The following is a 25,803-nucleotide window of genomic DNA, read 5'->3' as shown; positions in this document are numbered from 1 at the left end:
CCTGTGGAGGTTGCCCTCCACAGGTTTTTTTGTGTCAGCCCAAAAGGTCTCGCAGGACTTGGGTGAAGGCGCGATTGCTGTCCTCCTCCCCGGCATGTCGCCCGTCACGAACGACCCACTGACCGTTGACCAGCACGTCACGCACCTGACGGTCGCCACCGGCAAACAGCCAGCGGTTGAGGATCCCGTCACCGCTGGCCGTCGCCAGATACGGATCGCTGCCATCGAGCACAATCCAGTCGGCGCGCTTGCCGACTTCCAGCGCACCGATCGGCTGGCCCAGCGCCTGGGCTCCACCGTCCAGTGCCGCGTCGTACAGCGTGCGGCCGACCATCGGCTGATCCGCGCCGTACAAACGGTTGCGTCGTTGATCGCGAAGACGCTGGCCGTATTCCAGCCAACGCAATTCTTCCACCACGCTCAACGACACATGGCTGTCGGAGCCGATACCCATGCGTCCGCCCTGAGCCAGGAAATCCACCGCCGGGAAGATCCCGTCGCCGAGGTTGGCTTCGGTGGTCAGGCACAGGCCGGCGATGGCGCGGCTCTTGGCCATCAGCGTGACTTCTTCCGGATTGGCGTGGGTCGCGTGCACCAGGCACCAGCGCTGATCGACTTCGGTGTTCTCGTACAGCCATTGCAGCGGACGGCGACCGCTCCAGCTCAGGCAGTCGTCGACTTCCTTTTGCTGTTCGGCGATGTGGATGTGCACCGGGCATTGCTTGTCGCTGGCCGCCAGCACTTCGCTGATCTGCTGTGGGGTGACCGCGCGCAACGAGTGGAAACACAATCCCAGCGACTGAGCCTTTTCTTGAGCCAGCAGCGGTTGCAGGCGTGATTGCAGTTTCAGGTAGTTTTCGGTGCTGTTGATGAAGCGGCGCTGGCCTTCGTTTGGCGTCTGGCCACCGAAACCGCTGTGGCTGTAGAGCACCGGCAACAGCGTCAGGCCGATGCCGGCGGAGCTGGCGGCCTGGCTGATACGCAACGCCAGCTCGGCCGGATCGGCATACGGCTGACCGTTGTGATCGTGGTGGACGTAATGGAATTCGGCGACCGAGGTGTAACCGGCCTTGAGCATTTCGATGTACAGCTGACGGGCGATCACGCCGAGCTGGTCCGGGCTGATTTTTCCGACGAGCCGATACATCAGATCGCGCCAGGTCCAGAAACTGTCATTGGGATTGCCGGCCACTTCTGCCAGCCCGGCCATCGCTCGCTGGAACGCGTGGGAGTGCAGATTCGGCATCCCCGGCAGCAGCGGACCGCTCAGCCGTTCGGCGCCTTCTGCGGTGGAATCGGCCTGGATTCGGGTCAATACGCCTTCGGCGCTGACCTCGAGACGTACATTGTTGGCCCATCCGTTAGGCAGCAGCGCGCGTTCGGCAAAGAAGGCGGACATGGTTCAGCACCCCATCGTGTGTTATTTGTATATACATATACAGACGTTTGCCTGCCCGGTAAACTCCGGCAAGCTAGCAACCTTATCCAATGAACAGGGATCCACCGTGCCGACTCCGCCTCCAGTCTCTCCGTTGGCCGCGAACATGGGCGACAGTCCGGCGCCCTTGTACGCCCGCGTCAAACAGATGATCACCCAGCAGATCGACAGTGGTAACTGGCCGCCGCATTACCGCGTGCCGTCGGAAAGCGAGCTGGTCAGCCAGTTGGGCTTCAGCCGCATGACCATCAACCGCGCGCTGCGGGAAATGACCGCCGACGGTTTGCTGGTGCGCATGCAGGGCGTCGGCACGTTCGTCGCCGAGCCGAAGAGCCAGTCCGCGCTGTTCGAGGTGCACAACATCGCCGACGAAATCGCCTCCCGTGGCCATCGCCACACCTGCCAGGTGATCACCCTGGAAGAAGAGGCCGCCGGTTCCGAGCGCGCCCTGGCGCTGGACATGCGCGAAGGGCAGAAGGTGTTCCACTCGCTGATCGTGCATTACGAAAACGATATTCCGGTGCAGATCGAAGACCGTTTCGTCAACGCGCTGGTCGCCCCGGAATACCTCAAGCAGGACTTCACCCTGCAAACGCCTTACGCCTACCTCAACCAGGTTGCGCCGCTGACCGAAGGCGAGCATGTGGTCGAAGCGATCCTCGCCGAGCCGACCGAATGCAAATTGCTGCAGATCGAAAAAGGCGAGCCGTGCCTGCTGATTCGTCGCCGTACGTGGTCGGGCCGTCAGCCAGTGACGGCGGCGCGTCTGATCCACCCCGGTTCCCGTCATCGTCTGGAAGGTCGGTTTCATAAATAAAAAGCATAAATAGAGAGCATAAATGAGCGAGTTGAAGGTTCTACGCGCCGAAGGCTACCCGCGCATGCCGTGGAAAAACGGCGGCGGCAGCACCGAGGAAATCACCCGTGACGCCGGTGCCGGTCTCGACGGTTTCGGCTGGCGTCTGTCGATTGCCGACATTGCCGAATCCGGCGGCTTCTCGACGTTCACCGGTTATCAGCGGGTGATCACGGTGTTGCAGGGCGACGGCATGACCTTGTGTGTCGACGGTGACGACACTCGGCCGCTGTTACCCCTCGACCCGTTTGCCTTCAGCGGCGAAAGCCAGGTGTCCTGCACCTTGCTCGGCGGCGCGATCCGCGATTTCAACCTGATCTACGCACCGCAGCGTTACAGCGCGCGTTTGCAGTGGCTGGATGGCGAGCAACGGTTCTTCAGCTCCGCCGGCACCGTTCTCGTCTTCAGCGTCAGCGAGTTGCTGGAAGTGACGGTCGGTGACAGCGCTTCGCAACTCGGCCGGCATGATTGCCTGCAACTGGACGGTAACACCGGTCTGGTGGAAATCGCCGTCAACGCGGGCTGCTGTGTGATCGAACTGACTGCACACTGATCGGCCCCTTAAAAACCGCCGCTTTGAACAATGCCTGGAAGGGCTGTTGAGAGCGGCGGTTTTTTTCATCCCGACGTTCCCGAACGCGCACCAACTTGTTACCGAACGCCCCAGCGTGGCGCAAAACCACGCTCATGAACCCGCCTCCCGCTTGCTCAAACCAACCCGGCGAAAAAATTCATACACGCCACAACCCTTGATTCAGGCGTCCTCCAGCCGTGCCCGGCATTTTGTTGAACAGTCCTCCAACAAGTTGGCCGCTCGATTGCATATGCTTGTATGTACAAGTAAAGACGTATGCGTATGAGTCGTTAGAGGTTCTCCGCAGCGTCCCTGATTCGCTTGTCGCGCATTGAAGCGCACAAGCCGCTTGCCCATCGCCAGGGTTGGTTTGAATTGATCGCTGAGGAGTCTTTTTCGTGACTGACAATAAGCCTACAAAATATCGTGACGTCGAAATCCGTGCATCGCGCGGCAACAAGCTGACCGCCAAGAGCTGGCTGACCGAAGCGCCGCTGCGCATGCTGATGAACAACCTCGACCCGGAAGTGGCCGAGAACCCGAAAGAACTGGTGGTCTACGGTGGCATCGGCCGCGCCGCGCGTAACTGGGAGTGCTACGACAAGATCGTCGAAAGCCTGACCAACCTGAACGACGACGAGACCCTGCTGGTGCAATCCGGCAAGCCGGTCGGCGTGTTCAAGACCCACAGCAATGCGCCGCGCGTACTGATCGCCAACTCCAACCTGGTGCCGCACTGGGCGACCTGGGAACACTTCAACGAACTGGACGCCAAGGGCCTGGCCATGTACGGCCAGATGACCGCCGGCAGTTGGATCTACATCGGCAGCCAGGGCATCGTGCAGGGGACTTACGAAACTTTCGTCGAAGCCGGTCGCCAGCATTACAACTCCAACCTCAAGGGCCGCTGGGTCCTGACCGCCGGCCTCGGCGGCATGGGTGGCGCTCAGCCGCTGGCCGCGACCCTGGCCGGTGCCTGCTCGCTGAACATTGAATGCCAGCAGGTGAGCATCGATTTCCGCCTGAAAAGCCGTTACGTCGACGAGCAGGCCAAAGACCTCGACGACGCCCTGGCACGCATTGAGAAGTACACCAAAGAAGGCAAGGCGATCTCCATCGCGCTGCTGGGCAACGCTGCAGAAATCCTCCCGGAACTGGTTCGTCGCGGCGTGCGCCCGGACATGGTCACCGACCAGACCAGCGCCCACGATCCGCTCAACGGCTACCTGCCGGCCGGCTGGACCTGGGACGAATACCGCGCCCGCGCCAAGACCGAACCGGCCGCGGTGATCAAGGCCGCCAAGCAATCGATGGCCGTCCACGTCAAAGCCATGCTCGACTTCCAGAAGCAAGGCATCCCGACCTTCGACTACGGCAACAACATCCGTCAGATGGCTCAGGAAGAAGGCGTGGAAAACGCTTTCGACTTCCCGGGTTTCGTTCCGGCCTACATCCGTCCGCTGTTCTGCCGTGGCATCGGCCCGTTCCGCTGGGCGGCGCTGTCGGGTGATCCACAGGACATCTACAAGACCGACGCCAAGGTCAAAGAGCTGATCCCGGACGACGCGCACCTGCACAACTGGCTGGACATGGCCCGCGAGCGCATCAGCTTCCAGGGTCTGCCGGCGCGTATCTGCTGGGTCGGCCTGGGCCAACGCGCCAAGCTCGGCCTGGCGTTCAACGAAATGGTCCGTCGCGGCGAGCTGTCGGCGCCGATCGTGATCGGTCGCGACCACCTCGACTCCGGCTCGGTCTCCAGCCCGAACCGCGAAACCGAATCGATGCAGGACGGTTCCGATGCCGTCTCCGACTGGCCACTGCTCAACGCCCTGCTGAACACCGCGAGCGGCGCGACCTGGGTGTCGTTGCACCACGGTGGCGGCGTCGGCATGGGCTTCTCGCAGCACTCGGGCATGGTGATCGTCTGTGACGGTACGGATGAGGCGGCCGAGCGTATCGCTCGCGTGCTGCACAACGACCCGGGCACCGGTGTGATGCGCCACGCCGACGCCGGTTACCAGATCGCCATCGACTGCGCCAAGGAGCAAGGGCTGAACCTGCCGATGATCACCGGTAAATAAAAACGGCGGGAGCGAGCATGCTCGCTCCCGCTCAAGCCAATACAACAACAAAACCCAGAACAATCCACAGAGGTTGAATCATGGCTGGCAACACCGATCGTGCAAGCAACAAACCGTTGATCGAAAAGCGTTCGATCGACTACATCCCGGAAGCGGAAAGACACGGTCGTCTATTCAGTCAGTTCACCCTGTGGATGGGTGCCAACCTGCAAATCACCGCAATCGTCACCGGGGCCTTGGCCGTGGTGCTGGGCGGTGATGTGTTCTGGTCGCTGATCGGTCTGTTGATCGGTCAACTGCTGGGCGGCGGTGTCATGGCGCTGCACGCGGCACAAGGTCCGAAGCTGGGCCTGCCGCAGATGATCTCCAGCCGTGTGCAGTTCGGGGTTTATGGCGCGGCGATTCCGATCGTGCTGGTGTGCCTGATGTACCTGGGCTTCACCGCGACCGGCACCGTGCTGTCGGGTCAGGCGCTGGGCCAGTTGTTTGGTGTCAGTGACACTGTCGGCATCCTTCTTTTCGCCAGCGTCATCGTCGTGGTCACAGTGCTCGGCTATCGGGTGATCCACTGGATCGGCCGTATTGCCAGTGCCATTGGCGTGATTGCTTTTGTTTATCTGTTCAGCCGTCTGCTGAGTCAGGTGGACGTCGGTGCACTTCTGGAAATCCGCCACTTCAGCTGGAGCAGTTTCCTGCTGGCGGTGTCGCTGGCAGCGTCCTGGCAGATCGCCTTCGGCCCTTACGTGGCGGACTACTCGCGCTACCTGCCGAGCAAGGTTTCCTCGGTGAAAACCTTTTTCGCTGCCGGTGCCGGTTCGGTAATTGGCGCGCAGGTGGCGATGATCCTCGGCGTGTTCGCGGCGGCTTCGGCCAACGGCCAGTTCGCCGGTCATGAAGTGGCTTACATCGTCGGCCTGGGCGGGACCGGTGCCACCGCTGCGCTGCTGTATTTCAGCATCGCGTTCGGCAAGGTGACCATCTCCACCCTGAACTCCTACGGCAGCTTCATGTGCATCGCGACCATCATCAGCGGTTTCCGTGGTGACCTGAAAGTAACGCGCATGCAGCGTCTGGTGTTCGTGCTGGTCATCGTAGGTGCGGCGACGCTGATGGCGCTGCTCGGCCAGCACTCGTTCCTCGGGGCGTTCAAGTCTTTCATCCTGTTCCTGCTGGCGTTCTTCACGCCGTGGAGCGCGATCAACCTGGTGGACTACTACTGCATCACCCGCGAGCGCTACGACGTACCGGCGCTGGCCGATCCGAACGGTCGCTACGGCCGCTGGAACCTCCTCGGTATCAGCGTCTACGTGTTCGGTGTGCTGGTGCAGCTGCCGTTCATTTCCACCAAGTTCTACACCGGTCCGCTGGTGGCTGCGCTGGGTGATGTGGATATCTCGTGGATCATCGGCCTGGTGTTGCCTGCCGCGCTGTACTACGTGTGCGCAAAGAAATGGCACGGCAGCGTGCCCGATCAACTGATTCTGCCGGTCGAGCAGAACAGCGTTGTACAACCTAAAGCAAGCGGGGCCGGTCGCGCTGCGGCGCAGGCCTGATTTGGACGTGGACAGGGCTGGATGCCTCTTGACTGCCGTAAGCCAACTCATGATTAGGAGCGTCACAACAATGAAATCGAACAAGACCCTGCTGACCACACTGCTGTCCATGGGCCTGCTGGCCAGTGCCGGCGCCACTCAGGCTGCCGGCTGGTGCGAATCCGGCAAACCGGTGAAATTTGCCGGCCTGAACTGGGAAAGCGCGATGTTGCTGACCGACGTGCTGCAAGTCGTGTTGGAGAAAGGTTACGACTGCAAGACCGACAGCCTGCCGGGCAACTCCATCACCATGGAAAACGCCCTGAGCAGCAACGATATTCAAGTGTTCGCCGAAGAGTGGGTCGGCCGCAGCGAGGTCTGGAACAAGGCCGAGAAGGCCGGCAAGGTCGTCGGTGTCGGTGCGCCGGTCGTCGGTGCGATTGAAGGCTGGTACGTGCCGCGCTACGTGATCGAAGGCGATGCCAAACGCAAGATCGAAGCCAAGGCGCCGGACCTGAAAAACATCGCTGATCTGGGCAAGTACTCGGCAATCTTCAAGGACGCCGAAGAACCGTCCAAGGGCCGCTTCTACAACTGCCCGGCCGGCTGGACCTGCGAGCTGGACAACAGCGAAATGCTGAAAAGCTACGGCCTGGAAAGCACCTACACCAACTTCCGCCCGGGCACCGGCCCGGCGCTGGATGCGGCGGTGCTGTCGAGCTACAAGCGTGGCGAGCCGATCCTGTTCTACTACTGGTCGCCAACCCCGCTGATGGGTCAGATCGACGCCGTCAAACTGGAAGAGAAACCGGGTGTCGACAAGACCGTGACCATCAAGGTCGGCCTGTCCAAGACGTTCCACGAGCAAGCGCCGGAGTTGGTGGCCGTGCTGGAAAAGGTCAACCTGCCGATCGACCTGTTGAACCAGAACCTGGGTCGCATGACCAAGGAGCGGATCGAGTCGCCAAAACTGGCCAAGATCTTCCTGAAGGAACATCCTGAAGTCTGGCACGCATGGGTGAGCGACGACGCAGCCAAGAAAATCGACGCGGCCTTGTAGGTCGAGCTTCACCGGCTGCCGGCAACGGCAGTCGGACGCTTGATCGCAACCCCTTGATTGAGAGTCTCTTATGTTTCCCGAACGCTTTACGTTTTCCATCGCCGACTGGGTCAACGGTTGGGTCGATGCGCTGGTCACCAACTACGGCGACGTGTTCCGCCATATCTCCGACACCCTGCTGTGGGCCATCGTCAACCTTGAAGGCCTGCTGCGCGCAGCACCGTGGTGGTTGATGCTGGCCATCGTCGCGGGCGTTGCCTGGCACGCCACGCGCAAAGTCGTGACCACCGCCGTGATCGTCGGTTTGCTGTTCCTGGTCGGCGCCGTCGGCCTGTGGGACAAACTGATGCAAACGCTGGCGCTGATGATGGTCGCCACGGTCATCTCGGTGCTGATCGGTGTGCCGCTGGGGATTCTCTCGGCGCGCAGCAATCGCCTGCGTTCGATCCTGATGCCGCTGCTCGACATCATGCAGACCATGCCCAGCTTCGTGTACCTGATCCCGGTACTGATGCTGTTCGGCCTGGGCAAGGTGCCGGCGATTTTCGCCACCGTGATCTACGCCGCACCACCGCTGATCCGCCTGACCGATCTGGGCATCCGCCAGGTCGACGGTGAAGTGATGGAAGCCATCAACGCCTTCGGCGCCAACCGCTGGCAGCAACTGTTCGGCGTGCAACTGCCGCTGGCCCTGCCGAGCATCATGGCCGGGATCAACCAGACCACCATGATGGCCCTGTCGATGGTGGTGATTGCCTCGATGATCGGCGCCCGTGGCCTGGGTGAAGATGTGCTGGTGGGCATTCAGACCCTCAACGTCGGACGTGGTCTTGAAGCCGGTCTGGCGATCGTGATTCTCGCAGTGGTCATCGACCGCATTACCCAGGCGTATGGTCGGCCACGGCATGAGGTGAGCAAATGAACAACGCAACCGTGAGCAAGATCGAAGTCAAAAACGTCTTCAAGATTTTCGGCAACCGCGCCAAGGACGCCCTGGCGATGGTCGGCCAGGGCAAGACCAAGGATCAGGTGCTGAACGAAACCGGTTGCGTGGTCGGGGTCAACGACTTGTCCCTGAGCATCGGCACCGGCGAGATCTTCGTGATCATGGGCCTGTCCGGCTCCGGCAAATCCACGCTGGTGCGCCACTTCAATCGCCTGATCGACCCGACCAGCGGCGCGATCCTGGTGGACGGCGTGGACATCCTGCAATACGACATGGAAGCCCTGCGCGAATTTCGCCGGCACAAGATCAGCATGGTGTTCCAGAGCTTCGGCCTGCTGCCGCACAAGACCGTCCTCGACAACGTCGCCTACGGCCTGAAAGTGCGCGGCGAGACCAAGCAGCTGTGCGCCGAACGCGCACTGCACTGGATCAACACTGTGGGCCTCAAAGGCTACGAAAACAAATACCCGCACCAGCTCTCCGGTGGCATGCGCCAGCGTGTCGGCCTGGCCCGCGCTCTGGCGGCGGATACCGACATCATCCTGATGGACGAAGCGTTCAGCGCTCTCGATCCGCTGATCCGCGCCGAGATGCAGGATCAGTTGCTGGAGCTGCAAAAGACCCTGCACAAGACCATCGTCTTCATCACCCACGACCTCGACGAGGCTGTGCGCATCGGCAACCGCATCGCGATCCTCAAGGACGGCCGCCTGATCCAGGTCGGTACGCCGAAAGAGATCCTGCACTCGCCGGCGGACGAATATGTCGACCGCTTCGTGCAGCGGCGGGCGGCGGTGGTTTGAGGTTCGTTCCCGCGTCGAGGCGTCGAACCGTCTGCGTGGGAATGCATTCCGTGACGATCAGGTTAAAGAGGTTTTAGATGTCCCAGGCTGAAAAAATCGTTATCGCCGACGCCTCGATGCGTTGGCAGGATGTGGTCGCGGTAGCCCGTCACGGCGCGCAGCTCGAGCTGTCGGCCCAGATCTGGGCGCGCATCGAAAATGCTCAGGGCATCGTCCAGCGCATCGTTGCCAGCGGGGAACGTGCTTATGGCGTCAATACCGGGCTGGGCGGTTTGTCCAATGTCTCGCTGCAAGGCGAACAACTCAGCCAGTTGTCGCGCAACACCTTGCTCAGCCATGCCTGCGGCGTCGGCCCGGTGCTGGCCGACGAGCAGACCCGCGCAATCATGTGCGCTGCGATCCGCAATTACAGCCACGGCAAATCCGGGATTCATCGGCAAGTGGTCGAAGCGCTGCTGGCGCTGCTCAATCGCGGCATCACCCCGCAAGTGCCGTCGCAGGGTTCGGTGGGTTACCTGACCCACATGGCCCACATCGGTATCGCGCTGCTGGGTGTTGGTAACGTCAGCTATCGCGGGCAGGTTGTCTCTGCGCAGCAAGCGCTGGCCGAAGAAGGCCTGCAACCGGTGCAACTCGGCGCGAAAGACGGTTTGTGCCTGGTCAATGGCACGCCGTGCATGACCGGTCTCGGCTGCCTTGCCATCGCCGATGCCACGCGTCTGGTGCAATGGGCGGACGTGGTCGGTGCCATGAGTTTCGAAGCGCAGCGCGGCCAGATCGCCGCGTTCGACGCCGAGATCATCGCGCTCAAGCCGCACCCGGGCATGCAACAGGTCGGCGTCAATCTGCGTGCGTTGCTCGATGGCAGCGAAGTGATTGCGACGAGCAAAGGCATTCGCACCCAGGATGCGCTGAGCATCCGTTCGATCCCGCAGGTGCACGGCGCCGCGCGCGATCAACTGGAACACGCGATCAAGCAGATCGAAACCGAGCTCAACGGCTGCACCGACAACCCGTTGCTGTTGGGTACGCCGGACAACTTCCGGGTGATGTCCCAGGCCAACCCGCACGGTCAATCGGTCGCGCTGGCGGCGGACTTGCTGGCGATCGCGATGGCCGAAATCGGCTCGATTGCCGAGCGGCGTCTGGACCGACTGATCAACCCGCACGTCAGCGGTCTGCCGGCCTTCCTGGTGGCCAATCCGGGGGTGAACTCCGGGATGATGATCGTGCAATACGTCGCCGCGTCGCTGTGCGCGGAAAACCGCCAGTTGGCGCAACCGGCGGTGCTCGACAACTACGTCACTTCGGGCCTGCAGGAAGACCACCTGAGCATGGGTACCAACGCCGCGCTGAAGCTGCACCGCGCACTGGAAAACTGCACGCAGATCCTCGCCATCGAGTACCTGCTGGCGGCTCAGGCGTTTGAATTCCTCAAGGAACAACGCTTCGGCGCCGGCACCGATGTGGCGTGGCGACTGCTGCGCGAGAAAGTCCCGGCCTACGATCAGGACCGCTGGCTGGCGCCGGATATCGCCGCTGCCGCGAGCGTGTTGAAGGACTCGGATTTGCTGCACAACGTACTACCGAATTTGCACTGACAACTGCCTATACCAGCGTGCCAAGGCGCGGATCGTCCAAAAGACGAGAGGCGACGGATAACGGAATGCTCCGGAGCGACTGGTAGTTCATAACAAACTCTCAAAAGGAGCATTTAAATGACTGCGCTGAACCTGATCCCCGGCCAACTGAGCCTGGCCCAACTGCGTGACGTCTACCAGAACCCGGTCAAACTGACCCTCGACAACAGCGCCGCTGCGCAGATCGAAGCCAGCGTCGCCTGCGTCGAGCAGATCCTCGCCGAGAACCGCACTGCCTACGGCATCAACACCGGTTTCGGCCTGCTGGCCTCGACCCGCATCGCCAGCGAAGACCTGGAAAACCTCCAGCGCTCGCTGGTGCTGTCCCATGCCGCTGGCGTTGGTCAGCCGATCAGCGATGAGCTGGTGCGTTTGATCATGGTGCTCAAGGTCAACAGCCTGAGCCGTGGTTTCTCCGGCATCCGCCGCGTGGTGATCGATGCGCTGATCGCCCTGATCAATGCCGAGGTTTACCCGCACATTCCGTTGAAAGGTTCGGTCGGCGCATCCGGTGACCTGGCACCGCTGGCGCACATGTCGCTGGTACTGCTGGGCGAAGGCAAGGCGCGCTACAAGGGCGAGTGGATGGAAGCGACCGAAGCGCTGAAAGTCGCCGGTCTGACCCCGCTGACACTGGCGGCGAAGGAAGGCCTGGCGCTGCTCAACGGTACTCAGGTCTCTACCGCATTCGCGCTGCGCGGCCTGTTCGAAGGTGAAGACCTGTTTGCCGGTGCACTGGCGCTGGGCGGCCTTACAGTTGAAGCGGTATTGGGCTCGCGCTCGCCGTTCGACGCCCGCATCCACGCTGCCCGTGGCCAGAAAGGCCAGATCGACGCCGCTGCCGCTTACCGCGATCTGCTCGGCGAGCGCAGTGAAGTCTCCGACTCGCACCAGAACTGCGAAAAGGTTCAGGACCCGTACTCGCTGCGCTGCCAGCCGCAAGTCATGGGTGCTTGCCTGACTCAGTTCCGTCAGGCCGCTGAAGTGCTGGTGATAGAAGCCAACGCCGTGTCCGACAACCCATTGGTGTTCGCGGCCGAAGGCGACGTGATTTCCGGCGGTAACTTCCACGCTGAACCCGTGGCCATGGCCGCTGACAACATGGCGCTGGCCATCGCCGAAATCGGTTCCCTGAGCGAGCGTCGCATCTCGCTGATGATGGACAAGCACATGTCGCAACTGCCGCCGTTCCTGGTGGCCAATGGCGGGGTGAACTCCGGTTTCATGATTGCCCAAGTGACTGCGGCCGCCCTGGCCAGCGAGAACAAGGCACTGGCTCATCCGCATTCGGTGGACAGTCTGCCGACTTCCGCCAACCAGGAAGACCACGTGTCGATGGCCCCGGCTGCCGGCAAGCGTCTGTGGGAAATGGCCGAGAACACTCGCGGGATTCTCGCGGTGGAATGGCTGGCGGCGGCGCAGGGTCTGGACCTGCGCAACGGCCTGAAGACCTCGACCAAACTGGAAAAGGCCCGGGGGATTCTGCGTCGCGAAGTGCCGTTCTACGAGAAGGACCGCTTCTTCGCGCCGGACATCAATGCAGCGACCGAGCTGCTGGCTTCACGCATTCTGACTGAACTGGTTCCGGCGAAACTGCTGCCGAGCCTTTAACCCCACCACCGATCGTTCCCACGCTCTGCGTGGGAATGCAGCCCGTGACGCTCCGCGTCACTAGACGAGGACCTGGGATGAAAACCCTCTGGCAACACTGCCACGTCGCAACCATGGCGCAAGGCGTCTACTCGATCATCGAGGATGCGGCCATCGTGACGTCCGGTGCACACATCGAGTGGATCGGCCCGCGCACTCAATTGCCGTCGGGCGAATACCCGGCGGTCAACGATCTGCAAGGCGCGTGGGTCACCCCCGGCCTGATCGACTGCCACACCCACACCGTGTTCGGCGGCAACCGCAGCGGTGAGTTCGAGAAACGCCTGCAAGGCGTCAGCTACGCCGAGATCGCAGCGGCTGGCGGCGGTATCGCCAGCACCGTGCGCGCCACGCGCGAAGCGTCGGAAGACGAACTGTTCGCCAGCGCCGCCAAACGCCTGAAAAGCCTGATGCGCGACGGCGTGACCACGGTCGAAATGAAATCCGGATACGGCCTCGACCTGGCCAGCGAGCGCAAGATCCTGCGGGTCATCCGCCGCCTTGCCGACGAATTGCCGATCAGCGTGCGCAGCACCTGTCTGGCGGCTCACGCGTTGCCACCGGAATACAAGGATCGCGCTGACGATTACATCGATCACATCTGCACCGAAATGCTGCCAGCGCTGGCCGCCGAAGGCCTGGTGGATGCGGTGGATGCGTTCTGCGAATACCTGGCGTTCTCCCCGGAGCAAGTCGAGCGGGTGTTCATCGTCGCGCAAAAACTCGGCCTGCCGGTGAAGTTGCACGCCGAACAACTGTCGTCGCTGCACGGCTCCAGCCTGGCTGCGCGTTATCACGCATTGTCTGCCGATCATCTGGAGTTCATGGATGAAGCAGACGCCATCGCCATGGCCGAATCCGACACTGTCGCGGTGTTGTTGCCGGGCGCGTTCTACTTCCTGCGTGAAACCCAGTTGCCGCCGATGGAAGCCCTGCGCAAGCACAAGGTGAAAATCGCCATCGCCAGCGACCTCAACCCCGGCACCTCGCCGGCGCTGTCGTTGCGCCTGATGCTGAACATGGCCTGCACCTGTTTCCGCATGACCCCGGAAGAAGCCCTGGCCGGCGCCACGATTCATGCGGCGCAAGCCTTGGGCATGGCCGATACCCACGGTTCGCTGGAAGTCGGCAAGGTGGCGGATTTCGTCGCCTGGCACATCGACCGGCCGGCGGATCTGGCGTACTGGCTCGGTGGTGAACTGGACAAACGCGTCGTGCGTCACGGCGTTGAATCAAGTCTGTAGGAGAACGGTTGTGGATAAGGTTCTGAACTTCAAACAAGGTCGCGTGCCGCTGCTGATCAGCATGCCCCACGCGGGTGTGCGCCTGACGCCGGTGGTCGAGGCCGGATTGATCCCGGACGCGAAAAGCCTGCCGGACACCGACTGGCATATTCCGCAGCTCTACGATTTTGCCGCCGAGCTGGGCGCCAGCACGCTGGCGGCCGAGTACTCGCGGTTCGTCATCGACTTGAACCGGCCGTCCGACGACAAACCGTTGTACGCGGGCGCCACCACCGGGCTGTACCCGGCGACGCTGTTCGATGGCATTCCGTTGTTCAAGGAAGGCAAGGAACCGTCGAAAGAAGAACGTGCGACGTACCTGGAGCAGATCTGGACGCCGTACCACCGCACCTTGCAGGAAGAGCTGGCGCGGCTGAAGGCCGAGTTCGGTTACGTACTGTTGTTCGATGCGCACTCGATCCGTTCGGTGATCCCGCACCTGTTCGACGGCAAGCTGCCGGACTTCAACCTCGGCACTTTCAACGGCGCCAGCTGCGATCCACAATTGGCCACGCAACTGGAAGCGATCTGCGCACGCCACGGCGATTACAGCCATGTGCTGAACGGACGCTTCAAGGGCGGCCACATCACCCGTCACTACGGCAACCCGGCCGAAAACATCCACGCCGTGCAACTGGAACTGGGCCAGTGCACCTATATGGAAGAGTTCGAACCGTTCCGCTACCGCGCCGATCTGGCGGAGCCGACGCGGGTGGTGCTCAAGGAGTTGCTGCAAGGGCTGCTGGCCTGGGGCGAAAAGCACTACAACTGAGTCTGTTTTGGAGAGCGCCTGTCGCCACCGTGCAAATCCCGGTCGCCACAGGTCGCTTTTCCGTCTCGCCTGCTGCGTAATGTTTCGGCCACGGTGCAAGAAGACACCGATCCGAACAATAACCCGCTGCCGCACGAGACGATCCCACATGAAAAAACTGTTCACTCGTTGTGCGTTAATCCTCACCGGCAGTGCGCTGCTCAGCGCCGGCGCCATGGCTTCCGACGATGCTTCCTGCAAAACCGTGCGCATGGGCGTGGTCAACTGGACCGACGTGATCGCCACCAGCGGCATGGCCGACGTATTGCTCAATGGTCTCGGCTACGAAAGCAAACAGACCAGCGCCGTGCAGCAAATCATCTTTGCCGGCATCCGCGACAAGCGTCTGGATATCTTCCTCGGCTACTGGAAACCGGCGATGGACAAGAACATCGCGCCGTTCATCGCTGCCAATCAAGTCAAAGTGATGGACAAGCCAAGCCTGGCGGATGCTCAGGCGACGCTGGCAGTGCCGGACTATGTCGCGGCGGCGGGGCTGAAAACCTTTGGTGACATTGCGAAGTTCAAGGATCAGCTCGGCGCCAAGATCTACGGCATCGAGCCCGGCAGCGGCGCCAACACCACGATCAAGACCATGATCGAAACCAACCATTTCGGTCTGAAGGATTTCAAGATCATCGAATCCGGTGAGGCCGGCATGCTTGCCGCCGTGCAGCGGGCGGTGAACCGCAAGGAATTCGTGGTGTTCGTCGGCTGGACCCCGCACCCGATGAACATCAACATGAAAATCACCTACCTGACCGGCAGCGACGATGTCTACGGCCCGAACGAAGGCGCCGCCACCGTTTCCACCGTCACCTCGCCGGACTACGCCGAGCGCTGCCCCAACGTCCATCGACTGCTGGAGAACCTGACCTTCACCGCCGCTCAGGAAAGCCAGTTGATGGTGCCGATCATGGAACGCAAGACACCCCAGGAAGTGGCGAAGAACTGGTTGCGTGAGCACCCGGAAGATTTGCAGCGCTGGCTGGCGGGTGTCAGCAGTTTCGACGGCAAGGATGGCGTGGCCACGGTTCAGGCCAGTCTGAAAAACTGATGGGTACTTATCCACTGTCGCCGGCGATGGCGGCGTTTGTCGCCAGGACCGAAAGCTTCGCCAGCGATGACAGCAGCCTTGCTGGATTGCGCCGGGGCTATGACGAGATGTGCCGGGCGTTCACTCCACCGCGACCGGCAGGGCTTGAGGTAGAGGACTTTCGATTGGGCGCGGTGTCGGTCCGTGCCTATCGCCCACCCGTGGCGTTACCGCCCTGTGTGGTGTACCTGCACGGCGGTGGCTGGGTGGTCGGAGGGCTGGATTCCCACGACTTCATCTGCTGCGAACTGGCCGTGGCGCTCGGGGCGATGGTGGTGGCGGTGGAGTACCGGCTGGCGCCGGAGCATCCGTTTCCCGCCGGGTTCGACGATTGCCTGAGTGTCTGGCGTGCCCTGCGCGACGGATCGTTCGGCTTCGACCGCGAGCGGATGCTGGTGGCCGGCGACAGCGCCGGTGGCAATCTCGCCGCTGCGTTGTGCCTGGCCTTGCGCGATACGGGCGAGCCTCTGCCTGGCGCTCAGGTGCTGATCTATCCCGGACTGGGCGGCGACGAACATCTGCCGTCACGCAGCGAATGCGCCGATGCGCCACTACTGACCAGCAGCGATGTCGACTGTTATCACGCGTTGTACCTGCGTGGCTCGACGCAATCGAATGCCTGGGCCATGCCGTTGCTCGCCGATGACGTCAGCCGATTGCCCCCGGCCTGGATCGCCGTGGCGCAGTTCGATCCGTTGCGCGACGACGGGGTGCGCTACGCCGAACGACTCGCCGCCGCCGGGGGCGAGGCCGCGTTGTATTACGGTAAAGGGCTGGTGCATGGCTGTCTGCGGGCGCGGCATCAGGTCGCCGAAGTCGATCGTCTCTACGAAAGCCTGCTGGGGTTCATGGCTGACAAATTGTGACAGTGCACGGGCATGCTCATTGACGTAAATCGGGTTTATGATGCCGGACGGCAGAATAATAGAAGTCCCCCCAGGGATGACCTCGACCCCTTACGGAGCACGCAATGCAGACATTGTTTCCGCAGATCAAACCTCACGCACGGCACGATCTGGCCGTCGACGACACCCATACGCTGTACGTCGACGAAAGCGGTTCACCGGAAGGTTTGCCGGTGGTGTTCATCCACGGTGGTCCCGGTGCCGGGTGCGATGCCCAGAGCCGTCGCTACTTCGATCCTAACCTGTATCGCATTGTCACCTTCGACCAGCGCGGTTGCGGTCGCTCCACCCCGCACGCCAGCCTGGAAAACAACACCACCTGGGATCTGGTCGAAGACCTCGAGCGCATTCGCAAACACCTGGGCATCGAGAAATGGGTGCTGTTCGGCGGCTCCTGGGGTTCGACCCTGGCGCTGGCTTATGCGCAGACCCACCCAGAGCGCGTGCATGGTCTGATCCTGCGTGGGATCTTTCTCTGCCGCCCGCAGGAAATCGAATGGTTCTACCAGGCCGGTGCCAGCCGTCTGTTCCCCGATTACTGGCAGGACTACATCGCGCCGATCCCGCTGGACGAACGCGACGACTTGCTCAGCGCGTTCCACAAGCGCCTGACCGGCAACGACCAGATCGCCCAGATGCACGCGGCCAAAGCCTGGTCGACCTGGGAAGGGCGCACCGCGACCCTGCGGCCGAACCCGCTGGTGGTCGACCGTTTCTCCGAGCCGCAGCGCGCCTTGTCGATTGCGCGGATCGAATGCCACTACTTCACCAACAACGCTTTCCTTGAGCCGAACCAGTTGATTCGCGACATGGGCAAGATCGCCCATCTGCCGGGTGTGATCATCCACGGCCGCTACGACGTGATCTGCCCGCTCGACAATGCCTGGGAGCTGCATCAGGCCTGGCCGAACAGCGAGCTGCAGGTGATCCGCGACGCCGGTCACGCCGCGTCCGAACCGGGCATCACCGATGCGCTGGTACGTGCCGCCAGCAACATGGCCCGGCGCCTGCTCGACCTGCCGCCCGAAGAAGCATGAAGGGTCTTTTGCAGCGCGTGAAAGGCGCGCGGGTCGAAGTGGCGGGTGAGGTGGTCGGCAGCGTCGATCAGGGATTGCTGGTGCTGGTGGCGGTCGAACCCGACGACACGCAGGCCAGCGCCGACAAACTTCTGCATAAGCTGCTTAACTATCGAGTATTCAGTGACGCCGAAGGCAAGATGAATCTGTCTTTGGCGGATGTGGGCGGCGGGTTGCTGCTGGTCTCTCAGTTCACCCTGGCTGCCGACACCAAAAGCGGGTTGCGCCCGAGTTTCTCGACCGCTGCCCCTCCGGCTCTGGGCGAGGAATTGTTCGACTATCTATTAAGCAAAGCGAAACAGATGCATGGCACTGTGGCATCAGGTAGATTCGGCGCGGATATGCAGGTGCACCTGGTCAACGATGGCCCGGTAACCTTCCTGTTACAGACATGAAAGTGCTTGAAACAACTTTTTAAGGGCTTTTCGGCTGAAAACAGGGAATTTTCGCGATAAATACTTTGTTACCCCTGATGCGTTGTCACGCGGGCTACTAGATAATCGCGCGCTACGGGGATCAGCGTTCGTTGGTCCATTTTGACTTAGGTAGAGACTTGTCCGGATCCGATTGGGGAATCATTTTGACCCAGCGGAGTCGGAACAATGCTCGCCAACTTGGCAAGGGTGCCCTGCAAGGCCGGTATTTTTGTACCGAAAACCTCACAGGCACTTCATCTGGCCGTTGGTTTATTGATCTGTTTTCGGCGAGGGTTGCTCGTGATTGTTAGTCCCTGTAATGCAGCAAAATTGTCTGCCAAACGCTTGCGCAGCGCTCTGGTAGCGGGCTCGGCACTGCTGTGCCTGCTCAGCGCCGGCCAGCTTTGGGCATTCAATCTTGACGATGTGTCGGCCAAGGCCAAAGAACTGGCCGGGCAGAAATTCGAAGCCCCGCGCAGCAACCTGCCGAACGAATTCCGTGACATGAAATTCGCGGACTACCAGAAGATTCGTTTCCGCACCGAAAAAGCCGAATGGGCCGACCAGAAGACCCCGTTCAAGCTGTCCTTCTATCATCAGGGCATGCACTTCGATACGCCGGTGAAAATCAACGAAATCACCGCGAACACCGTCGAAGAGATCAAATACGATCCGAGCCGTTTCGATTTCGGCGATCTGCAGTTCGATCCAAAGGCCACCGAACAACTGGGCTATGCCGGTTTCCGTGTGCTGTACCCGATCAACAAGGCTGACAAGCAAGACGAAATCATGACCATGCTGGGCGCGAGCTACTTCCGCGTCGTCGGCAAGGGTCACACCTACGGTCTGTCGGCCCGTGGCCTGGCGATCGATACCGCTCTGCCGTCCGGCGAAGAATTCCCGCGTTTTCGCGAGTTCTGGATTCAGCAGCCGAAGCCGGGTGACAAGCACCTGGTGATCTTCGCCCTGCTCGATTCGCCGCGCGCCACCGGCGCCTACCGTCTGATCCTGCGTCCTGGCAGCGACACCATCGTCGACGTCAAAGGCCAGATGTACCTGCGTGACAAGGTTGGCAAGCTCGGCGTCGCGCCGCTGACCAGCATGTTCCTGTTCGGCGCCAACCAGCCGTCGAAAGTGCTCAACTACCGTCGTGAATTGCACGACTCCAGCGGTCTGTCGATCCATGCCGGCAACGGCGAGTGGATCTGGCGCCCGTTGAACAACCCTAAACATTTGGCTGTCAGCCAGTTCAGCGTCGAAAACCCGCGTGGTTTCGGTCTGCTGCAACGTGGCCGTGACTTCAGCCACTACGAAGACCTCGACGACCGCTACGACAAGCGTCCAAGCGCCTGGATCGAGCCGAAGGGCGACTGGGGCAAAGGCACCGTCGATCTGGTCGAGATCCCGACCGCCGACGAAACCAACGACAACATCGTTGCGTTCTGGAACCCGGAAAAACTGCCGGAGCCAGGCCAGCCGCTGGACTTCGCCTACCGCATGCACTGGACCATGGACGAAGCGGCGATTCACGCGCCGGACAGTGCCTGGGTCAAGCAGACCCTGCGTTCGACCGGTGACGTCAAGCAATCGAACCTGATCCGTCAGCCGGATGGCAGCGTGGCCTATCTGGTCGACTTCGAAGGCCCGTCGCTGTCGGCCCTGGCCCCGGATGCGGACGTTCGCAGCCAGGTCAGCGTCGGCGACAACGCCGAACTGGTCGAGAACAGCGTGCGCTACAACCCTGAAACCAAGGGCTGGCGCCTGACCCTGCGGATGAAGATCAAGGACGCGAGCAAGTCGACCGAGATGCGTGCCGCACTGGTGCAGAACATCGTCCCGGCCGATCTGGCCAAGACCTCGCTGCCGGCTTCCAACTCCTCGGTTGCCAAGGCCGACAAGGTCGCCGCCAAGCAACAGGAGAAAGCCGACAAGGAAGCCAAGGCCGCCGAAGCCAAACAGGCCGACGCCAAGCCAGCGACAGACGCCAAGGACAAGGCCAACAAAGACGCCAAGCAGCCAGCCGCTGCGGACGCGGCCCCAGCCACACCGGAATCGGCACCGACTGAAGAAGTCCTGACCGAGACCTGGAGCTATCAGTTGCCTGCCGATGAGTAACTCTCAAGTACAGCCAGAGACTCTGTCCGAGTACCTGGCGCATCTGCCGATGACCGACGAGCAGCGCGCGGAACTCGCGGGCTGCCAGTCCTTCAGCGAATTGCATGAACGCCTGTCGTCCTCGACGTTCGACGCGCCGACCGAAGCCGCCCAGGCTTCGGTGGGCAAGCGCCTGACCCTCAGCACCGCCGAAGAGCTGGAAGACGCGGAAATGCTGGGCGTGGACGCCAGCGGTCGAGTCCGTCTCAAGGCCACGCCACCGATTCGTCGGACCAAGGTCGTGCCGGAGCCGTGGCGCACCAATATCCTGGTGCGTGGCTGGCGCCGCCTGACCGGCCGGACCAATCCGCCGCAACCGCCGAAAGACGAAAACGTGCTGCCGGCCGCCCGCTGGCGCACCGTCGGTTCGATCCGTCGCTACATCTTGCTGATCTTGATGCTCGGCCAGACCATCGTCGCCGGCTGGTACATGAAAGGCATCATGCCGTACCAGGGCTGGTCGTTCGTCGATCTGGAAGAAGTCCTGCATCAACCGCTGCTGCAAACCGCCACGCAAGTGCTGCCGTATGCGCTGCAGACCAGCATCCTGATCATGTTCGGGATTCTGTTCTGCTGGGTATCGGCCGGTTTCTGGACCGCGCTGATGGGCTTCCTCGAGTTGCTCACCGGTCACGATAAATACCGGATCTCCGGTAAAAGCGCTGGCAACGAGCCGATTCCGAAAGATGCGCGCACCGCACTGGTGATGCCGATCTGCAACGAAGACGTGCCTCGGGTATTCGCCGGTCTGCGTGCGACGTTCGAGTCGGTGGCGGCCACGGGTGACCTGGATCGCTTCGACTTCTTTGTGCTCAGCGACAGTAACGACACCGATATCTGCGTTGCCGAGCAACAGGCCTGGCTGGACGTCTGCCGTGAAGCCAAGGGCTTCGGCAAGATCTTCTATCGCCGCCGCCGCCGTCGCGTCAAACGCAAGAGCGGCAACCTCGACGACTTCTGCCGTCGCTGGGGTGGTGACTACAAGTACATGGTCGTGCTCGACGCCGACTCGGTGATGAGCGGCGAGTGCCTGACCAGTCTGGTGCGCCTGATGGAGGCCACTCCGGACGCCGGTATCATCCAGACCGCGCCGCGTGCTTCGGGCATGGACACGCTGTATGCACGCATGCAGCAGTTCGCCACTCGCGTTTACGGTCCGCTGTTCACCGCCGGCCTGCACTTCTGGCAGCTGGGTGAATCCCACTACTGGGGTCACAACGCGATCATCCGCATGAAGCCGTTCATCGACCACTGCGCCCTGGCGCCGTTGCCGGGCAAAGGTGCGTTCTCCGGTGCGATCCTCTCTCACGACTTCGTTGAAGCAGCGCTGATGCGCCGTGCCGGCTGGGGCGTGTGGATTGCCTACGATCTGCCGGGCAGCTACGAAGAACTGCCGCCGAACCTGCTCGACGAGCTCAAGCGTGACCGTCGCTGGTGCCACGGCAACCTGATGAACTTCCGCCTGTTCCTGGTAAAAGGCATGCACCCGGTGCACCGTGCGGTGTTCCTGACCGGCGTGATGTCTTACCTATCGGCGCCGTTGTGGTTCTTCTTCCTGGTGCTGTCCACCGCGCTGCTGGCGGTCAACACGCTGATGGAACCGCAGTATTTCATGGAGCCACGCCAGCTCTATCCGCTGTGGCCGCAATGGCATCCGGATAAAGCGGTCGCGCTGTTCTCGACGACCATCGTGCTGCTGTTCCTGCCGAAGCTGTTGAGCATCATCCTGATCTGGGCCAAGGGCGCGAAAGAGTTCGGCGGCAAGTTCAAGGTGACCCTGTCGATGCTGCTGGAGATGCTGTTCTCCATGCTGCTGGCGCCGGTGCGGATGATTTTCCACACCCGTTTCGTCCTCGCCGCGTTCCTCGGCTGGGCCGCGACCTGGAACTCGCCACAGCGTGACGACGACTCCACGCCGTGGAGCGAAGCGGTCAAGCGCCACGGTCCGCAGACTCTGCTGGGCTTCTTCTGGGCACTGCTGGTGATCTGGCTGAACCCGAGCTTCCTGTGGTGGCTGGTGCCGATCGTCGGTTCGCTGATGCTGTCGATTCCGGTGTCGGTGATTTCCAGCCGCGTGGGTCTGGGCCTGAAGTCCCGTGACGAGAGCCTGTTCCTCATTCCCGAGGAATACAATCCGCCACAGGCGCTGCTGGCCACTGATCAGTACACCCACGAAAACCGCTGGCATGCGCTGAACGACGGCTTCGTCCGCGCTGTGGTCGATCCGCAGCAGAACGCCCTGGCGTGCTCGCTGGCGACCTCGCGTCACGGTGAGGCCGAGCCGATCGAGTGGCTGCGTCAGGAACGTGTGCGTCACGCGATCAAGGTGGGCCCGGCCGGGCTGAACAACCATGATCGCCTGCAACTGCTGAGCGACCCGGTCGCCCTGGCCCGTCTGCACGAGCAAGTGTGGGCCGAAGGGCACGCCGAGTGGCTGGACGCCTGGCGGGCCTCGGTGAAAGCCGATCCCCATGCGCCGTTGCTGCCGCTCAAGCCTGTGAGTTTGCAGGCGCAACCGGCCTGATGAAGAACCCCGCGAAAGCGGGGTTTTTTTTGTTCTCGATAAAGGAGCCCCTCGGCCCGGCCCTTGATTGTTAAACAAATCGTCCATTAAACCTTGTGCAAAAAATCGAGTGCGTTAGCATCCGTCCCCGAATTGGCGCACCCGGACAATCTTGTCCACCTCTGTCGGTTTTCGCGCCGCAAACGCAATGGTTTTGGGGACTTGAAGATGAAGAAGTATCTGTCGATGCTGCTGGTCGGCGTCACGGCACTGGTTGCAGTCAATGCGGCGCAGGCCGGCGCAATCGATGACGCGGTCAAGCGCGGCACCTTGAAAGTCGGCATGGACCCGACCTACATGCCGTTCGAGATGACCAACAAGCGCGGCGAGATCATCGGTTTCGAAGTCGACATCCTCAAAGCCATGTCCAAGGCCATGGGCGTCAAGCTGGAGCTGGTTTCGACCGGTTACGACGGCATCATCCCGGCGCTGATGACCGACAAGTTCGACATGATCGGCAGCGGCATGACCCTGACCCAGGAGCGCAACCTGCGCCTGAACTTCAGCGAACCGTTCATCGTGGTCGGCCAGACCCTGCTGATCCGCAAGGAACTGGAAGGCACCATCAAGTCCTATAAAGACCTGAACACCGCCGACTACCGCATCACCTCCAAGCTCGGTACCACCGGTGAAATGGTCGCCAAGAAACTGATCGCCAAGGCCAAGTACCACGGCTACGACAACGAGCAGGAAGCGGTGCTCGACGTGGTCAACGGCAAGGCCGACGCCTTCATCTACGATGCGCCGTACAACGTGGTCGCGGTGAACAAGGTCGGCGCCGGCAAACTGGTGTTCCTCGACAAGCCGTTCACCTACGAGCCGCTGGCCTTCGGCCTGAAGAAGGGTGATTACGACAGCATCAACTTCATCAACAACTTCCTGCACCAGATCCACGAAGACGGCACCTACGATCGCATCCATGACAAGTGGTTCAAGAGCACCGAGTGGCTCAAGGACATGGAATAACACCCGCTCGCCGATCGTTCCCACGTCGAGGCGTCGAACCGTCCGCGTGGGAATGCCGCCCGGGACGCTCCGCGTCCCTTCGCAAGCGTGACGCAGAGCGTCACAGGATGCATTCCCACGCAGAGCGTGGGAACGAGCGAATCAGAGAAACATTCAATGAAACAGAAAAAAGCCCAATGGCCCTGGCACGTGCTGACCGTGCTGGTGCTGATCGGCCTGGCTGGCGCGCTGTATTACGCCACGTCGCTGATGTCCTACGAATGGCGCTGGAACCGCGTGCCGCAGTACTTCGCCTATCAGGCCGAGGAAACCCAGCGCGCGACCGACATTTCCACCGTCAGCGAACTGGTGCGCAAGGGCGGCAGCGCGCAAGTCACCCTGCGCAACGATGCCGGTGACGAACAGCACCTGACCGTCGACGAAAACAGCCTGCAATTCGCCCAGGGCGACGATGTGGCTGAAGGCGACGTCGTGGGTGTTACCCGACATTGGGCGGCGGGTCCGCTGCTGTGGGGCCTGTGGACGACGCTTTGGCTGTCGGTGGTGTCCGGCGTGCTGGGCCTGTTGATCGGTCTGGCGACCGGGCTGTGCCGGCTGTCGAGCAACCCGACCCTGCGCGACCTGTCGACGATCTATGTCGAACTGGTGCGCGGCACGCCGCTGCTGGTGCAGATCTTCATTTTCTACTTCTTCATCGGCACGGTGATGAACCTGTCCCGGGAGTTCGCCGGGATCGCCGCGCTGTCGCTGTTCACCGGCGCCTACGTGGCGGAAATCATCCGTTCCGGCGTGCAGTCGATTGCCCGTGGCCAGAATGAAGCCGCCCGTTCGCTGGGTCTGAGCGCTGGCCAGTCGATGCGCCACGTAGTGTTGCCGCAAGCCTTCAAGCGCGTGCTGCCACCGCTGGCGGGGCAGTTCATCAGTCTGGTGAAAGACACCTCGCTGGTGTCGGTGATCGCCATCACCGAGCTGCTGAAAAGCGGTCGTGAAGTGATCACCACCTCGTTTTCGCCGTTCGAAATCCTGTTCTGCGTTGCCGGCCTGTACCTGTTGATCAACCTGCCGCTGTCGAAAATCGCCAGCCGGCTTGAGCGGAGGCTCGCGCAAAGTGATTGAAGTCCGCGATCTGGTAAAAGTCTTCGACACCCGTGGGCAAGTGGTCCGGGCTGTGGATAACGTCACCACTTCCGTCGCCAAGGGCGAGGTGCTGGTGGTGATCGGTCCGTCCGGCTCCGGCAAGTCGACCTTCCTGCGTTGCCTCAATGGTCTTGAGGAATTCGATTCCGGCTCGGTGAGCATCGACGGCCTGCAACTGGCCGACCCGAAAACCGACGTCAACGCCTACCGCCGCGAAGTCGGCATGGTGTTCCAGCACTTCAACCTGTTCCCGCACATGACCGTGCTGGAAAACCTGTGCCTGGCGCAGAAAGTCGTGCGCAAGCGTGGCCAGAAGGAAAGCGAGGCTAAGGCCCTGGCGTTGCTGGAGAAGGTCGGGATTGCTCAGAAGGCCCGCGAATACCCTTCGCGCCTGTCCGGCGGCCAGCAGCAGCGCGTGGCGATTGCCCGGGCGCTGGCGATGGACCCCAAGGTCATGCTGTTCGATGAGCCGACCTCGGCCCTCGACCCGGAGATGGTCGGTGAAGTGCTGGATGTGATGAAAAACCTGGCCGTGGAAGGCATGACCATGGTCTGCGTGACCCACGAAATGGGCTTTGCCCGGGAAGTGGCGGATCGGGTGCTGTTCTTCGATCACGGCAAACTGCTGGAAGACGCCTCGCCGGCGGCGTTCTTCGATGCGCCGAAGGATCCGCGAGCTCAGGCCTTCCTGCGGCAAGTCCTCTAAACGCAGGGCAAAAAAAATCGCAGCCATTGGCTGCGATTTTTTTGTCACCGATCGTTCCCACGTCGAGGCGTCGAACCGTCTGCGTGGGAACGCCGCCCGGGACGCTCTGC

General features: G+C 61.7%; 21 protein-coding genes. 20 read left to right on the top strand and 1 reads right to left on the bottom strand.

All coding sequences use genetic code 11. The features are described from left to right. Positions 1-34 precede the first annotated feature (34 nt). The gene (locus tag AC07N4_RS20515) at positions 35-1,399 is read right to left on the bottom strand and encodes a formimidoylglutamate deiminase (RefSeq protein ID WP_096821979.1); all 1,365 of its coding nucleotides are present in this window, start codon (positions 1,397-1,399) and stop codon (positions 35-37) included. Between the two features lie 145 nt (positions 1,400-1,544). On the opposite strand from AC07N4_RS20515, the gene hutC reads away from it, so the two are divergent. The 20 genes from hutC (at position 1,545) to AC07N4_RS20415 (ending at position 25,693) form a co-directional block, all read left to right on the top strand. After that, positions 1,545-2,255, top strand: coding sequence for a histidine utilization transcriptional repressor HutC (gene hutC / locus AC07N4_RS20510; protein ID WP_173861404.1), 711 nt, complete (start codon positions 1,545-1,547; stop codon positions 2,253-2,255). Between the two features lie 22 nt (positions 2,256-2,277). Beyond that, positions 2,278-2,847: a HutD/Ves family protein gene (locus AC07N4_RS20505; protein ID WP_096821981.1), complete on the top strand. Its 570-nt coding sequence runs from the start codon at positions 2,278-2,280 to the stop codon at positions 2,845-2,847. A gap of 419 nt (positions 2,848-3,266) precedes the next feature. Continuing rightward, positions 3,267-4,949: a urocanate hydratase gene (gene hutU, locus AC07N4_RS20500; RefSeq protein WP_493065858.1), complete on the top strand. Its 1,683-nt coding sequence runs from the start codon at positions 3,267-3,269 to the stop codon at positions 4,947-4,949. Between the two features lie 80 nt (positions 4,950-5,029). Further along, positions 5,030-6,502 carry a purine-cytosine permease family protein gene (locus AC07N4_RS20495; protein WP_102622792.1) on the top strand — a complete coding sequence of 491 codons (1,473 nt, stop codon included), beginning with the start codon at positions 5,030-5,032 and terminating at the stop codon, positions 6,500-6,502. A 70-nt stretch (positions 6,503-6,572) separates the two neighbouring features. Further along, positions 6,573-7,541 carry an ABC transporter substrate-binding protein gene (locus tag AC07N4_RS20490; protein ID WP_096819949.1) on the top strand — a complete coding sequence of 323 codons (969 nt, stop codon included), beginning with the start codon at positions 6,573-6,575 and terminating at the stop codon, positions 7,539-7,541. Positions 7,542-7,611: 70 nt separating this feature from the next. Then, positions 7,612-8,463, top strand: coding sequence for an ABC transporter permease (locus AC07N4_RS20485; protein ID WP_096819948.1), 852 nt, complete (start codon positions 7,612-7,614; stop codon positions 8,461-8,463). Continuing rightward, positions 8,460-9,290 (top strand): quaternary amine ABC transporter ATP-binding protein, encoded by an 831-nt coding sequence (locus tag AC07N4_RS20480; protein WP_102622793.1) that lies wholly within the window; start codon positions 8,460-8,462, stop codon positions 9,288-9,290. The genes AC07N4_RS20485 and AC07N4_RS20480 overlap by 4 nt, the downstream gene beginning before the upstream one ends. A 77-nt stretch (positions 9,291-9,367) precedes the next feature. Beyond that, positions 9,368-10,891 (top strand): histidine ammonia-lyase, encoded by a 1,524-nt coding sequence (gene hutH, locus AC07N4_RS20475; RefSeq protein WP_493065857.1) that lies wholly within the window; start codon positions 9,368-9,370, stop codon positions 10,889-10,891. A gap of 117 nt (positions 10,892-11,008) precedes the next feature. After that, complete coding sequence (hutH, locus tag AC07N4_RS20470; RefSeq protein WP_493065856.1) at positions 11,009-12,541, top strand: histidine ammonia-lyase; 1,533 nt, start codon at positions 11,009-11,011, stop codon at positions 12,539-12,541. Positions 12,542-12,618: 77 nt separating this feature from the next. Beyond that, a complete protein-coding gene (hutI, locus tag AC07N4_RS20465; RefSeq protein WP_096819944.1) occupies positions 12,619-13,824 on the top strand; it encodes an imidazolonepropionase in 1,206 nt (401 codons plus the stop codon). A gap of 10 nt (positions 13,825-13,834) precedes the next feature. After that, positions 13,835-14,635 (top strand): N-formylglutamate deformylase, encoded by an 801-nt coding sequence (gene hutG, locus AC07N4_RS20460; protein WP_102620220.1) that lies wholly within the window; start codon positions 13,835-13,837, stop codon positions 14,633-14,635. Between the two features lie 148 nt (positions 14,636-14,783). After that, positions 14,784-15,731 carry a choline ABC transporter substrate-binding protein gene (locus AC07N4_RS20455; protein ID WP_096819942.1) on the top strand — a complete coding sequence of 316 codons (948 nt, stop codon included), beginning with the start codon at positions 14,784-14,786 and terminating at the stop codon, positions 15,729-15,731. Next, the gene (locus tag AC07N4_RS20450) at positions 15,731-16,636 is read left to right on the top strand and encodes an alpha/beta hydrolase (protein WP_493065855.1); all 906 of its coding nucleotides are present in this window, start codon (positions 15,731-15,733) and stop codon (positions 16,634-16,636) included. Before AC07N4_RS20455 ends, AC07N4_RS20450 begins: the two co-directional genes overlap by 1 nt. Before the next feature lie 104 nt (positions 16,637-16,740). Next, on the top strand, positions 16,741-17,712 hold the full coding sequence (gene pip / locus AC07N4_RS20445) for a prolyl aminopeptidase (protein WP_096819940.1): 972 nt from the start codon (positions 16,741-16,743) through the stop codon (positions 17,710-17,712). After that, the gene (dtd, locus tag AC07N4_RS20440) at positions 17,709-18,146 is read left to right on the top strand and encodes a D-aminoacyl-tRNA deacylase (protein ID WP_065260939.1); all 438 of its coding nucleotides are present in this window, start codon (positions 17,709-17,711) and stop codon (positions 18,144-18,146) included. Before pip ends, dtd begins: the two co-directional genes overlap by 4 nt. A 321-nt stretch (positions 18,147-18,467) precedes the next feature. Beyond that, positions 18,468-20,282 (top strand): glucan biosynthesis protein G, encoded by a 1,815-nt coding sequence (locus tag AC07N4_RS20435; protein WP_096819956.1) that lies wholly within the window; start codon positions 18,468-18,470, stop codon positions 20,280-20,282. Further along, positions 20,275-22,845 carry a glucans biosynthesis glucosyltransferase MdoH gene (gene mdoH, locus AC07N4_RS20430; protein WP_096819939.1) on the top strand — a complete coding sequence of 857 codons (2,571 nt, stop codon included), beginning with the start codon at positions 20,275-20,277 and terminating at the stop codon, positions 22,843-22,845. Before AC07N4_RS20435 ends, mdoH begins: the two co-directional genes overlap by 8 nt. A 207-nt stretch (positions 22,846-23,052) precedes the next feature. Continuing rightward, the gene (locus tag AC07N4_RS20425; protein WP_085711037.1) at positions 23,053-23,850 is read left to right on the top strand and encodes a transporter substrate-binding domain-containing protein; all 798 of its coding nucleotides are present in this window, start codon (positions 23,053-23,055) and stop codon (positions 23,848-23,850) included. Positions 23,851-24,006: 156 nt separating this feature from the next. Beyond that, the gene (locus tag AC07N4_RS20420) at positions 24,007-24,966 is read left to right on the top strand and encodes an amino acid ABC transporter permease (RefSeq protein ID WP_096819938.1); all 960 of its coding nucleotides are present in this window, start codon (positions 24,007-24,009) and stop codon (positions 24,964-24,966) included. After that, positions 24,959-25,693 carry an amino acid ABC transporter ATP-binding protein gene (locus AC07N4_RS20415; RefSeq protein WP_102620217.1) on the top strand — a complete coding sequence of 245 codons (735 nt, stop codon included), beginning with the start codon at positions 24,959-24,961 and terminating at the stop codon, positions 25,691-25,693. The genes AC07N4_RS20420 and AC07N4_RS20415 overlap by 8 nt, the downstream gene beginning before the upstream one ends. Positions 25,694-25,803: the final 110 nt, after the last annotated feature.

Source organism: Pseudomonas sp. GW821-FHT09E04, from assembly GCF_059416185.1.
The sequence above is the reverse complement of the archived record's forward strand: the minus strand, read 5'-3'. Positions and strand labels throughout refer to the sequence as shown.

Excerpts from the sequence above, each read along its gene's own strand:
- hutC (WP_173861404.1), top strand. The coding sequence starts at position 1,545 with ATGGGCGACAGTCCGGCGCCCTTGTACGCCCGCGTCAAACAGATGATC.
- hutI (WP_096819944.1), top strand. The coding sequence starts at position 12,619 with ATGAAAACCCTCTGGCAACACTGCCACGTCGCAACCATGGCGCAAGGC.
- AC07N4_RS20490 (WP_096819949.1), top strand. The coding sequence starts at position 6,573 with ATGAAATCGAACAAGACCCTGCTGACCACACTGCTGTCCATGGGCCTG.
- AC07N4_RS20455 (WP_096819942.1), top strand. The coding sequence starts at position 14,784 with ATGAAAAAACTGTTCACTCGTTGTGCGTTAATCCTCACCGGCAGTGCG.
- AC07N4_RS20480 (WP_102622793.1), top strand. The coding sequence starts at position 8,460 with ATGAACAACGCAACCGTGAGCAAGATCGAAGTCAAAAACGTCTTCAAG.
- mdoH (WP_096819939.1), top strand. The coding sequence starts at position 20,275 with ATGAGTAACTCTCAAGTACAGCCAGAGACTCTGTCCGAGTACCTGGCG.
- AC07N4_RS20450 (WP_493065855.1), top strand. The coding sequence starts at position 15,731 with ATGGGTACTTATCCACTGTCGCCGGCGATGGCGGCGTTTGTCGCCAGG.
- hutH (WP_493065857.1), top strand. The coding sequence starts at position 9,368 with ATGTCCCAGGCTGAAAAAATCGTTATCGCCGACGCCTCGATGCGTTGG.
- hutH (WP_493065856.1), top strand. The coding sequence starts at position 11,009 with ATGACTGCGCTGAACCTGATCCCCGGCCAACTGAGCCTGGCCCAACTG.
- AC07N4_RS20495 (WP_102622792.1), top strand. The coding sequence starts at position 5,030 with ATGGCTGGCAACACCGATCGTGCAAGCAACAAACCGTTGATCGAAAAG.
- pip (WP_096819940.1), top strand. The coding sequence starts at position 16,741 with ATGCAGACATTGTTTCCGCAGATCAAACCTCACGCACGGCACGATCTG.
- AC07N4_RS20485 (WP_096819948.1), top strand. The coding sequence starts at position 7,612 with ATGTTTCCCGAACGCTTTACGTTTTCCATCGCCGACTGGGTCAACGGT.
- dtd (WP_065260939.1), top strand. The coding sequence starts at position 17,709 with ATGAAGGGTCTTTTGCAGCGCGTGAAAGGCGCGCGGGTCGAAGTGGCG.
- AC07N4_RS20505 (WP_096821981.1), top strand. The coding sequence starts at position 2,278 with ATGAGCGAGTTGAAGGTTCTACGCGCCGAAGGCTACCCGCGCATGCCG.
- AC07N4_RS20425 (WP_085711037.1), top strand. The coding sequence starts at position 23,053 with ATGAAGAAGTATCTGTCGATGCTGCTGGTCGGCGTCACGGCACTGGTT.
- AC07N4_RS20420 (WP_096819938.1), top strand. The coding sequence starts at position 24,007 with ATGAAACAGAAAAAAGCCCAATGGCCCTGGCACGTGCTGACCGTGCTG.
- AC07N4_RS20515 (WP_096821979.1), bottom strand. The coding sequence starts at position 1,399 with ATGTCCGCCTTCTTTGCCGAACGCGCGCTGCTGCCTAACGGATGGGCC.